This window comes from Vibrio artabrorum, assembly GCF_024347295.1.
GTDB lineage: Bacteria > Pseudomonadota > Gammaproteobacteria > Enterobacterales > Vibrionaceae > Vibrio > Vibrio artabrorum.
Window position 1 is genome coordinate 258,817 of the sequence record NZ_AP025459.1, and the last position, 11,937, is coordinate 270,753.

Consider the following 11,937-nt stretch of genomic DNA (forward strand, 5'->3'; position numbering starts at 1 on the left):
CTATCACGCCCTACCTGGTTATTTAGGTCTACGCTTTTATGCGTGTTAATAACTCATTAACTTCGGAGCGCAATCCATGGTAGGTATCCAGCTTTCTGCTGTTCTCTCATTATTATTCTTTTCGACAGCCGCAAGTGCTGCCACATCACCGCTAGGAGAACCTCTCAAGCTCACCAGCTCGTTTGCTGGCTATCTTTCTCTGACCATTTTCGTCATCGCTTATATCGTGGTGATGATGGAAGAGTACCTAAAGCTCCGAAAATCTAAGCCTGTTTTACTTGCGGCAGGTCTCATCTGGATCATCATAGGTTTTACCTACCAAGAGCACGATCTTGTTGAGGTGGCTAAACAGGCTCTCGAGCACAACCTACTGGAATACGCCGAGTTGTTACTTTTCCTACTCGTGGCGATGACTTACATCAGTGCCATGGAAGAGAGAAGGTTATTTGATGCCCTACAAGCATGGATGGTGGGCAAGGGCTTCAATTTCCGCTCATTGTTCTGGATAACCGGTATTCTGGCCTTTTTTATTTCGCCGATTGCCGATAACCTCACCACCGCGCTATTAATGTGTGCCGTGGTTCTCAAGGTCGCAGGATCGAATCCCAAATTCGTTAACCTCGCCTGCGTAAATATCGTCATTGCAGCCAACGCTGGCGGCGCTTTTAGCCCCTTTGGCGACATTACAACGCTCATGGTGTGGCAGGCTGGTTATGTGAGTTTTAGTGAGTTCATTCCTCTGTTTATTCCTTCCGTGGTGAACTATCTCGTTCCCGCACTGATCATGTCTTATTTTGTACCCACGACTCAGCCCGATACGGTTCATCAACACGTTGAATTAAAACGTGGCGCAAGACGCATTGTATTCTTGTTCATCATGACAATAGCGACTGCCGTTGCTTTCCATGCAGTACTTCATTTCCCTCCTGTGATGGGGATGATGATGGGACTGGCCTATCTGCAATTCTTTGGCTTTTACTTACGTAAGACCTTACCCAATTCACTCGCGAAGAAAAAAGCGGTGGCGATCGCCAACAACGATGAAGGGGCATTGAAGCGACTCGGGTCAGTTGTGCCCTTTGATGTATTTCGAAGAGTATCGCATGCCGAATGGGACACACTGCTGTTCTTCTACGGGGTTGTAATGTGTGTTGGTGGTTTAAGTTTACTGGGCTATTTGGAACTCGCTTCAGGCATAATGTACAGCCAATGGAATCCCATTTGGGCCAACATCATGGTGGGGATCTTGTCTGCGATTGTCGATAACATTCCGGTGATGTTTGCAGTGTTATCCATGGAGCCACAAATGTCGATGGGTAACTGGCTACTTATTACCTTAACCGCAGGCGTTGGCGGCAGCTTACTGTCTGTAGGCAGTGCTGCAGGTGTGGCACTAATGGGGGCAGCACACGGCAAATATACCTTCTTTGGTCACTTAAAATGGATGCCAGTGATCATGATAGGTTACGCCATCAGCATCGCGACTCATCTATGGCTCAATGGTCGCCTTTTCTAGTGATATGAAGGCTCAAAAACTTGATACCCCTTGTCCAGTCAAATTACTGGACATCGGCTTTTGATGCGTTAGTCACACCTTTAACGCAACGCTTTCCAATGTCAACCGCTGCGGTTTTCGCAGCAAAGACCAGATAAATCAAAAAAAAGTTTAAATTTCGTTCAATTCGACTAAGTTTACTTTAGAGAAAGGATTCTTCTCACAACGTCAACGATAGGTACTGAGCACACAAAGATGCTAAGACCTATTGAATAATAAGGAAAAAGGCTATGGATCTTCACACGTGTCGAATTGTGTTATCAAACCAACAAGTTCTCATCTGTCAATCGGTCGAACAATCTCTCAATCTACTTGAGGAACAAGCTGACAAAGGAATTGCCAAGATTGAAATTGATGCCACTGATGGGCATCAAATCCATTCGTACCTGTCTCACTCTCTTGAAGAGTCAATCGAAAACTTAATGAACCTCTAGTCTCTTTCGCGAGGTGACCGATACTAGGCTAACACTGATTTGAAAATAAAATGGCTCACAAAGGAGCCATTTTATTCAATCAACAAAACGTATTGATGGCAACGAAAGCCATTATTCCGGTGTTTGTTCTGCCGCTTGTTGCAGCGTATACGCTGTTGATGGGTCAATCTCATTCACGAGTTTTTCAACCTGTATAATCGCCTCAACTGAAGTACTGCTTTTACGGTAGCTCAAGTAAATTGGCCGATACCAGTCTTCGACCCCTTTCACTTTGTGTAACTGACCCGAAGCAATAAAAGGTTCCACTAGCGATACCGGTAAGTAAGCGCTTCCCCCTTTCTCCAAGATAAAGTCTAAAGCGATACGAGCCGTTGAGGTGCGTAAATACGGAGCAGGCACTTTGGGGTGACGCTCAGCGTGTTCAGAGCCAAAACGCGTTCCCCAGTCTACATAGACATATTTATGTTGGAATACCGACTCCAGATCATCTTGCTGCGTTGATACCAACACCAAAACCAAATCAGCCACTTTTTTACAATTCAACTCTTCCGCTTTGATCTGATCGAAAGCGAAAGCCATATCTAAGGTTCTTTCTAACAGGTGACGATTGAGTTGCTCTCGGCCCATCACCTCGGCCATAAAGCCATATCCCCCCAGAGAATCGGTCACCACACTCAAACAATTTTGCAGATATGCATCCCAAATATTCGGAGTGCCACCCAGTGTTAACTGCAAGGCTTTACCACTCTCTAACGACAGTTCAAATTTGGCTTGTTGTAAAGTAGAAACCATCACTTCAGCATAACCTATCAAACGCTCACCTGAAGAGGTGAGTTTGATATTATTACGGTCACGAATGAAGAGCTGAGTATCAAAATAGCCTTCTAACTGTTTGATACGCGCACTCACCGCCGCCTGTGTTAAATACAAATTTTCCGCTGCACGCCCAAAATGGCGCACCCTTGCAACCTCAAGAAAGGTTCTGAATACTTTTACATCCATCAAATACATCTCTGTAATAAATCTGCCAACTAGCCGATCTAGGATTATTTATCGTCAAGGAAAAAAAGTTTTGTTTTCCATTTTTACCTTTTAACAATATTTTCGCGTGAGCAATAAACACTAATTTTTTATCTAACCACATTACTGAGGCTGATATGTCTGAGACCGAATTCCGACACGGAAAAAAACGTTTTTATGACACAATTAAATTCCCGCGAGGCTTCGCAAAGTCAGGTGATTTTACTCTTTCAGAAGAGGAAATCCTAACCTTGTTTGGTGACACAATGCTTGCACTTGAGACCGGCGAACTCACACCAACCAATGCAGAAGAAAAACACTTCATTAAAGTGTTGTCTCATCCTCATAAGGCTAAGTCCAAGTTAGAGCGAGTCTGGTTAAAATACATACAGCTAGCTCGTGGACGACGTCGCTTTCACACCCTAAACGGCTGCAAACGCGGTGAGGTACCTAGGGAAGAAGATGAAAATGAATTAGTGTTAGAAGATTAGTAAAAAGGCTCAAAGTGATACCTCTTCACTTTGGGCTTTTTTGTCTTCAATCCACTTCTTCTTGCTACCTAATAGTGAGTTTAGCTAAACTATTCACTTTTACCAATATTGATATAAAATTCATAGCGATAGCTTAAATAAATTACAAAATAGCACCAAGATCACAATGAAGATAATTATACTTCATCTCACTTGTTTTGCTACAGCCTCTTCCTCTGCTTTCTAGCCCCCACAATACACTTATAGCTCATCACCACCTTGAAATTAATGCCCTTTAACCTGCGGAAATAAGATAACATTTCTATCGAATTGAAACGCATTAACCTTGTTTAACGCCACCAAATATCCCTATCATCATTGTGTGATATTGATACAGCGAGTCACAAATATGGCGAAAATTTCAAAAAATTGACTTAAAACAATAGCGGAACCTGATAACTTATTTTATAATGCGAATTAATGTTTGAGAACACTCTAATTTCTAATATCTAGGGGCAAAAATAATGAGACTTATTCCATTAAGCAACAAAGCACAAGTAGGTAAATGGGCTGCTCGTCATATCGCAGATTCTATCAACAAGTTCGCTCCAACTGCTGAGCGTCCATTTGTACTAGGCCTTCCTACTGGTAGTACACCTCTAACGACTTACGCTGAGCTTATTGAACTGTACAAAGCAGATGAAGTAAGTTTCAAGCACGTGGTAACGTTCAATATGGATGAGTACGTTGGTATCGACCCTAACCACCCGGAGTCTTACCGCACATTCATGCACGAAAACTTCTTCAACCACGTTGATATTCAAGCAGAAAACATCAACCTGTTAGACGGCAAAGCTGAAGACATCGATGCTCACTGTGCAGCATACGAAGAAAAAATCCGTTCATACGGCAAAATCAACCTGTTCATGGGCGGCGTAGGCATCGACGGTCACATCGCATTCAACGAACCAGGTTCTTCTCTATCTTCACGCACTCGTATCAAAACACTGACTGAAGACACTCGTATCGCGAACTCTCGTTTCTTCGATGGCGATATCAACCAAGTTCCTAAATACGCACTGACCATTGGTGTTGCGACTCTTCTCGATGCCGAAGAAGTGATGATCCTTTCTTTAGGTCACAACAAAGCTCAAGCTCTTCAAATGGCTATCGAAGGTTCTGTAAACCATATGTGGACAGTTACTGCTCTACAAATGCACCGCAAAGCGATCATCGTTGCCGATGAACCAGCTCAACAAGAGCTAAAAGTTAAAACTCTTCGCTACTTCCAAGAGCTAGAAGCTGCGAACATCCAAGACCTATAATTTGATGTAGATCTTGATTACAGAATTAAAACCACTTCTTCTATCGGAAGTGGTTTTTTTTTTATGTCACAATCGTATCAACTAGAAAATATGGAAATAGACATGTTGTTGAATGAAATTGTCGAGGTCATCGAACTAACTGACAGTGATCACCTCTCAGAAGCATTAGAAGAGTTTAACCTACACGGCGTAGTTCACTCTAGCCACCTTCCTTTTTTGAATGTTGTCTATGATAACGCCAAGCTTAATCTTCTAAAAAAGCTTGGAAATATTGGATTTAAAGGAAAGGTTCAATACACAAAATTGATAAGTGGTGACTATATTATTTTCAATGCAGACACATATACGCCCGAACAAGCTAGATCAAAATTCAGGTAAAACAGGCTTCAATTTATTAGGAACTGACTTAAATGACAGATACAACTAACCTAAGTAGTGAACAACTATCTCTACTTGGACAAGCTCTGCTTTCAGTACAAAGATTAGAAAATTCACTCTACCAATCGATTAGAGCACTTTGTAAACAAAACAGCTCTAGTGATGTCCAAGCCATTAAAGATCTGACGGCAGAGCAGTTCCTAAAGGGCACTATTGTAGAGTTACAACCGATTATACAACGGCTACATGATGTATTTGGTGAATCTCTTCCGCTTTCATCAACGGAATTAAATGAGTTTCTATACAAAAGAAACCTAGTCTCACTGAGTTTTTGGCAAGCAACGACAACGAGTATAAAAGGAAGTGAAAAGCTTGCGAACCCTACTCTATTTTTGCAAGAACTCCTCGCTCAGTGTGATCTGTGGTTGGCAAAGGTAGAGTCATAAGCACTTAACTTACTTTCACTACCTAGAAATAGCTTAAGAAGTCAGCACATTCTCTTTCGCTAGCTGCTGATGTATATCATTAACCGCTAGCACTATCGTAGAGCGCACTTTTTGAAAGTGACGCTCTAAAAACATCTGCTTCATATCATCAGACATGCCTTCGACCAACTCCGGGGCGTAGTCGATTGGCATCATTTTTTGAATAGCATTGATACGATTAAGTTCAAAAACGACATCTTGCCCCCAGAAATTCACCTGACCGTCTTGAACATTTACCCACTCTTTTAGAGTAACGAAAACTTCAATATCGTCATACACTTCTTTACTGATCACGCCTAACCCTAACAATAATTTTGTTCGAACAAGAATTTCCCCTAAAGGGCCATCAGTGGTAAGGAGAGGATCGACAACAAATTTTACTGCGTAGTCATCTTTATAGAAGATACTTTTCAACAAAGCGTCCAGCATATCTTCTAAGACATCGTAAGCGCACAACAGGCACTCCGCAGCATTAGCTGATTCGGCTAGTTCTTCGAGTAAATCTGATTCGAGTGTTGTATGTATGGGCATGGTTGCTCTAAAAGAATAAAGTGCCACTGATGTAGCACTTTGATGGTTTATCATTTCAATGCTAGATAAGCTTCTTCTGCTAGTTTAACAACTTCTGAGTCACTATTCAGCTCAGAATAGTGCGCTAATGTCTCAGCAAAGCCTTTTTCTGCGAACATTGCTTGAAGTTCAACGGCTTGAGGGTCGTCTTCGTTCTTGTAATGGAACGCAGCAGCGATTGCTTTTACTAAGTGAGCATTCGGTAAGCCGTACTCTAACGTACCGTTTAGAGGTTTGACTAGGCGGTCTTGCGGGCTCAGTTTACGAATTGGCTGACGACCAACACGGTCTACTTCATCACGTAGGAACGGGTTAGCAAAACGACCTAGAATCTTTTGGATGTAGGCAGCGTGAGCTTCTGGATCAAAGCCATAGCGCTTAATCAGAACCGCACCACTCTCTTCCATCGTCGCTGTTACTTCAGCTCGGATCACGTCATCTTCGATAGAGTCTTTAATCGTCTCATGACCCGCAAGCACACCAAGGTACGCCGTTACCAAGTGACCCGTATTTAGCGTGAACAGTTTACGCTCAACAAATGCCATTAGGTTGTCAGTGCATTCCATGCCTGGGATGTTTGGAATCTCACCTTTGAACTGTGTTTGGTCTACGATCCACTCGCTGAATGTTTCAACCGTTACCGCTAGAGGGTCTGTTTCGCCCGCTTCTGCAGGTGGAACAATACGGTCAACCGCTGAATCAACAAAGCCAATGTGCTCTTCAGTGAACGCTTTCATTTCATCAGAAAGGTGCTCTAACACTGCTGCTTTTAATTGGCTAGTACCGCGAACCATGTTCTCTGCCGCGATGATGTTCATTGGTGCAGTGTTGTTTGTTGCTACACGCTTTTCAATGCCTTGCGCGATAGACTTAGAGATAATTTTAAGAACTGTAGGACCAACCGCTGTCGTCACTAGATCAGACTCAGCAATGCAATCTACCACAGCGCTTGTCGCTGAGTTTACTGCTGTCACGTTTTTAACGATCTCAACAACACACTCTTCACCAACTATCTTTACTGGGTATTCTTGGCGTTCAATTAACGCATTGACAACCGTTTCATTTACGTCAGCAAACGTAACCTTCATACCAGCATCAGAAAGAAGCTTACCAATGAAACCACGACCGATATTACCTGCACCAAAATGTAACGCTTTCATAATCTTTACCTTATAAATATTTGAATCTAGATAGCTACCGGCTAACAACATGCCTTGACGATGCGCCCTAGACATTAAGCGGTAAGCTATCGAGACTGAATCTTTTGACCTTAAGATTAAGGCCGAAATGAAGCCGGTAGGGGGATACCGGCCTCCTTCACTCAGGAGCTTGACTAGAGCTTTTTAGTTTCCGTTGAGAATCCGTAGAACATCAGCAGGGTTTGTTGTGTTCTGTAGACAATTCACAGCGTCTTCATCATCGAGTGAATTAGTAATTGCCATCAGCACCATGTTGTGCTCATCGCCTTGTGCAGCAATACCGATAACCATCTTCGCAATATCATCTTCATCTTCACCCCATTGAATACCTTCAGGATACTGACAGAAAACGATGCCGGTTTTTTGTACGTATTTTTTCACTTCAATTATGCCGTGTGGTACTGCGATAGACTCACCAAGGTAAGTAGACACAAGCTTTTCACGAGCAAACATACCATCGATATATTCTGGAGATACGTTGCCAAGCTTTACCAACTGCTCACCAGCAAACTTGATTGCGTCTTCTTTTCGAGTCGCTTTTAGGCCAAGGAAGATGCTGTCGTCAGTCAATGCAAGCTTATTACCGTTTTGGGCTTGCGCTACTGATGAATAAGCTGACACGGCAACTTTGATTTCACCACGTTGAGCGTCTATAAGCTCAGCAACTAACTGGTCGTATACGCCTCCGTCGAGGAAGTTACTCAAAGACATATGCAGCGCACCTGGTACAGTTTTACGAGCACGATCTGTTAGATCTTTATGCGTAATAACAACTTGTGAATCAGCTGGTAGGTTGTTAATTGCATAGTTAGTTACTTCAATATCTAGACCCGCTGTTGCGATTTTCTTACGCAGTAAACCGGCGCCCATTGCACTTGACCCCATACCCGCATCACACGCTACATAAACTGCTTTTACATCCGCTAAGTTTACATTTGTCTCTACGGTTGCGCCTTTAGAAGACGCTTTCATGTCTTTCATTTGAGCCGATGCTTTTTCTAGTGAATCTTCGTCATCACCTTGAGCTGAAGTTTTCAGTAAAATTGAAGCGACGATAAAAGACACAGCCGTTGCAGCGATAACAGAAAGTACAACACCGATGTAAGAGCCTTTTGGCGTCATCAACAAGATAGCGAAGATAGATCCAGGTGATGCTGGAGAAATAAGACCTGAATCGAACATCACATTAGTGAATACACCAGTCATCCCCCCCGCAATTACTGCAAGGATTAGACGTGGATTCATAAGAACATAAGGGAAGTAAATCTCGTGGATACCACCAAGGAAATGGATAATAGATGCACCAGCAGCAGACTGCTTCGCGCTACCTTTGCCAAACACCATATAAGCAAGTAGAAGACCAAGACCTGGGCCTGGGTTAGCTTCAATTAAGAAGAAGATTGAACGCCCTATTTCTTCAGACTGCTGAATACCTAGAGGAGAGAAAATGCCATGGTTAATTGCGTTGTTTAAGAATAATATTTTCGCAGGTTCAACAAAGATAGAAGCAAGAGGCAGCGCGCCCGCTTCGACCATTACGTTAACACCAGCAGCAAGTGCACTAGAGAGCATCTTAACCGCAGGACCAACCACTATGAATGCGATAATCGCGCAAATCATGCCGATAATACCCGCAGAGAAGTTGTTCACCAACATTTCGAAACCACTCTTCACCTTACCGTGAACAGCTTCATCGAATTTCTTGATTGCGATACCACCAAGTGGACCGACAATCATCGCTCCCATGAACATAGGAATGTCAGTACCAACAATAACCCCCATAGTCGTGATAGCGCCCACTACCGCACCGCGGTCACCACCAACCATTTTACCACCGGTGTAACCAATCAATAGTGGCAGTAGGTATGTAATCATAGGACCAACCATTGATGCTAACGTTTCGTTAGGCCACCAACCTGTTGGAATGAATAGTGCAGTAATGAAACCCCACGCAATAAATGCGCCGATGTTTGGCATTACCATATTGGATAAGAAACGACCAAAGTTTTGAACCTTAATCTTTGCTTCTGGTGATAACATAGGTAGAACCCCGTAATGTATTGGTTGGCCAAATGACCGAAAGTGTGTACTCAAAAGTCGATTAAAATGTATCACAACATTTCCAAAATGCACCTTAGCCCAACTTTCGTGACACTTATCACACATAAAAAACACTTTCGGATTAACTAGTACAACTTAGATCACAAAAACACCATGAATGTAAATTACAAATCCAAGCAAATGAGAATGAATACCATTAACTATAGACATTGATCACACTTTATTTTGTAGTACTTAAAAATAAATCGTGACCGAGATCACATTTAATAAAATGCAGGGTCTAAAACTAATGCAAACCGCATAAAAGAGCACCACTCAAAGCACGATTGATATGCACATGAGTGATTAAAATAGCCATGAGTGTAATTTAATTACAGATTAATCTATATTTTTATACAAATACAAAACGAGATATAACGCTCTACCAAAACACAGACCCGTGAACTGCTGTTAGCATTGATAGATGTGATATGGTATTCACCAGTGCTATTGCATCATGTATCTCTCTAACATCCATCAGCGGATCACTCCGCTATTTGAGAAAAGACTATGTCAGACAAAATTTCCACATCCGCGCTCGCGAAACAAAAAGGCATAGAAGCGAAAGCTTTATTTAGCGAGCTAAAAACAGCAGGCTATATCGTACGTTCACAAGAGCGTTGGATTCTCACAGAGCGAGGAGAAAGCTTTGGTGGGGAATATATCGAGCACAAGAAGTTTGGTGTCTTTATTGTCTGGCCAGAGAACCTGCTTATCGATTTGGACTCATTTTCAGGAAAAACATTAACCGCGACTCAGCTCGGTAGTGCCTTTCAACTCAGCGCTAAGAAAATCAACTTACTGCTTAACGAGCTTGGCTGGATTACAAAAGAAGAAGACGGTTGGCACGTCACCTCGACAGGCTTGAAAGCCGGAGGTGAACAAAGAGAAGATAAAGTAACTCAAAACTTATTCGTGGTATGGCACGACTCACTGGTTCGCAATAAACGTTTGAAGCAGTCTGTTGTTGAGTTCCTAGGGCATGATGCTGAAAGCCATTCTACAGATGTGTCATTCTCCAGTTTTCGTCAGAAATTCGAAGCAAAGCACCGAAGCTTAGATGGGCATTATGTTCGTTCAAAAGGAGAGCTGATCATCGATAACTGGCTTTATATGGCAGGAGTGGTTCATGCGTACGAGCGTCCTCTACCGATATCAAAAGAAGTAATCAGCGATTTTTATCTACCAAGTGGCAAAGTGTACATCCAATTCTGGGGAACCGATTCTGCACCAATCACCGAAGAAAAGCGTAATGAGGTGAGAGAAATATACGAGGAGCACGGTTTTGGCTTAATCGAAATCATGCCAGAAGATATCCCAAATCTAGACAGCGTACTTCCGCCATTATTGCGTCAATATGGCATAAAAGCGTATTAACCCACTGATCTTTGAACGCCATAGCAAATCAACATCACACTAATGGACTTATTATGGATATTTTATACCATAGTGAATTGATGTGTTCGCTCTTTTTTCCAAACCACTGATCTATTATCTTAACCCCCATAGATTTGAAGAGCCCCTGACATTCGATGAGTCGGGCCTGTTCGATAACCATGTAAACGCGCGTTCGATTTGAGATTGGATCTATTTAAGATTCTATCAAAATGGATTGTCCGTTTATTTTTGACGTTACTGAACATTACACTCTACAGCATTTACTATTGATAGATATTAGGATTCAACATGACTCACCCAATCATTACTGATCTAAACACTCGTTACACTGCTAAGAAATACGATGCTGAAAAACGCATCTCTGCGGAAGACATGGAAGTCATCAAAGAAGCACTTCGTATGTCGGCATCCTCAATTAACTCTCAGCCTTGGAAATTCATCATTATTGAGAGTGACGAAGCGAAGCAGCGCTTCCACAATACGTTCGAAAACATGTTCCAGTTTAACCAACCACATGCGAAAGAAGCGTCACACACGATCCTGTTTGCTTACGATCCTAAGTACACCAAAGAGAAATTCGCTAAGCGTGCTGATACAGAAGTCAGCTCTGGTCACCTACCCGCTGAAATGTATGAGCAATTCTTGGGCGCTTACGCATTCGCAGAAATGAACACCGACGAAACGGGTTTCAACGGTAACTGGACTAAGTCTCAAGTTTACATCGCACTGGGTAACATGCTGCATACACTCGCGCGTCTAGGCATCGCTTCAACGCCTATGGAAGGTGTAGACGCTAAAATGATCAGCGAAGAGTTTGCTGACGAACTAGAAGGTCATGTTGTTGATGTGGCACTGGCTATCGGCTACCACAAAGACGGCGAAGACTACAACCACGGTAAACCTAAAGCACGTCTTGCTCTTGATGAAGTGGTTACCACGCTTTAATCGTCTATAACGCGTTTGGCTTTACAAAAAAGCACAGCTCTAACAAAACATTAGACTG

At 42.7% G+C, this 11,937-nt stretch carries 12 protein-coding genes; 8 read left to right on the forward strand and 4 right to left on the reverse strand.

Annotated features, from left to right (window positions below; genetic code table 11):
- Positions 1-76: 76 nt before the first annotated feature.
- Together nhaD and OCU36_RS15340 are read left to right on the forward strand one after the other, a co-directional pair.
- Positions 77-1,516, forward strand: coding sequence for a sodium:proton antiporter NhaD (gene nhaD, locus OCU36_RS15335; RefSeq protein ID WP_261840409.1), 1,440 nt, complete (start codon positions 77-79; stop codon positions 1,514-1,516).
- A 269-nt stretch (positions 1,517-1,785) separates the two neighbouring features.
- The gene (locus tag OCU36_RS15340; RefSeq protein WP_261840410.1) at positions 1,786-1,989 is read left to right on the forward strand and encodes a hypothetical protein; all 204 of its coding nucleotides are present in this window, start codon (positions 1,786-1,788) and stop codon (positions 1,987-1,989) included.
- Positions 1,990-2,100: 111 nt separating this feature from the next.
- Here OCU36_RS15340 and OCU36_RS15345 read toward each other — a convergent pair whose 3' ends face one another.
- Positions 2,101-2,991, reverse strand: a complete 891-nt coding sequence (locus OCU36_RS15345) for a LysR family transcriptional regulator (RefSeq protein ID WP_261840411.1) — start codon at positions 2,989-2,991, stop codon at positions 2,101-2,103.
- Positions 2,992-3,146: 155 nt separating this feature from the next.
- Between OCU36_RS15345 and OCU36_RS15350 the strand changes: the two genes are divergently transcribed.
- The 4 genes from OCU36_RS15350 (at position 3,147) to OCU36_RS15365 (ending at position 5,628) form a co-directional block, all read left to right on the forward strand.
- Entirely contained in the window at positions 3,147-3,500 is a 354-nt protein-coding gene (locus OCU36_RS15350) for a DUF413 domain-containing protein (RefSeq protein ID WP_261840412.1), read from the forward strand.
- Between the two features lie 503 nt (positions 3,501-4,003).
- Entirely contained in the window at positions 4,004-4,804 is an 801-nt protein-coding gene (nagB, locus tag OCU36_RS15355; RefSeq protein ID WP_261840413.1) for a glucosamine-6-phosphate deaminase, read from the forward strand.
- A gap of 102 nt (positions 4,805-4,906) precedes the next feature.
- Positions 4,907-5,182, forward strand: coding sequence for a hypothetical protein (locus OCU36_RS15360; protein WP_261840414.1), 276 nt, complete (start codon positions 4,907-4,909; stop codon positions 5,180-5,182).
- Positions 5,183-5,214: 32 nt separating this feature from the next.
- Positions 5,215-5,628 carry a glucosamine-6-phosphate deaminase gene (locus OCU36_RS15365; protein ID WP_261840415.1) on the forward strand — a complete coding sequence of 138 codons (414 nt, stop codon included), beginning with the start codon at positions 5,215-5,217 and terminating at the stop codon, positions 5,626-5,628.
- A gap of 33 nt (positions 5,629-5,661) precedes the next feature.
- On the opposite strand, the gene OCU36_RS15370 is transcribed toward OCU36_RS15365, so the two are convergent.
- From OCU36_RS15370 to OCU36_RS15380, 3 genes are all read right to left on the reverse strand, one after another.
- Positions 5,662-6,198, reverse strand: coding sequence for an MltR family transcriptional regulator (locus tag OCU36_RS15370; protein ID WP_261840416.1), 537 nt, complete (start codon positions 6,196-6,198; stop codon positions 5,662-5,664).
- A gap of 50 nt (positions 6,199-6,248) precedes the next feature.
- Entirely contained in the window at positions 6,249-7,397 is a 1,149-nt protein-coding gene (locus tag OCU36_RS15375) for a mannitol-1-phosphate 5-dehydrogenase (RefSeq protein ID WP_261840417.1), read from the reverse strand.
- A gap of 183 nt (positions 7,398-7,580) precedes the next feature.
- Positions 7,581-9,476 carry a PTS mannitol transporter subunit IICBA gene (locus tag OCU36_RS15380; RefSeq protein ID WP_261840418.1) on the reverse strand — a complete coding sequence of 632 codons (1,896 nt, stop codon included), beginning with the start codon at positions 9,474-9,476 and terminating at the stop codon, positions 7,581-7,583.
- A 570-nt stretch (positions 9,477-10,046) separates the two neighbouring features.
- Between OCU36_RS15380 and OCU36_RS15385 the strand changes: the two genes are divergently transcribed.
- Together OCU36_RS15385 and OCU36_RS15390 are read left to right on the forward strand one after the other, a co-directional pair.
- Positions 10,047-10,913, forward strand: coding sequence for a glycerol kinase (locus OCU36_RS15385; RefSeq protein WP_261840419.1), 867 nt, complete (start codon positions 10,047-10,049; stop codon positions 10,911-10,913).
- 309 nt (positions 10,914-11,222) lie between these two features.
- Positions 11,223-11,879 (forward strand): NAD(P)H-dependent oxidoreductase, encoded by a 657-nt coding sequence (locus OCU36_RS15390; protein ID WP_261840420.1) that lies wholly within the window; start codon positions 11,223-11,225, stop codon positions 11,877-11,879.
- The last annotated feature ends 58 nt before the right edge of the window (positions 11,880-11,937 follow it).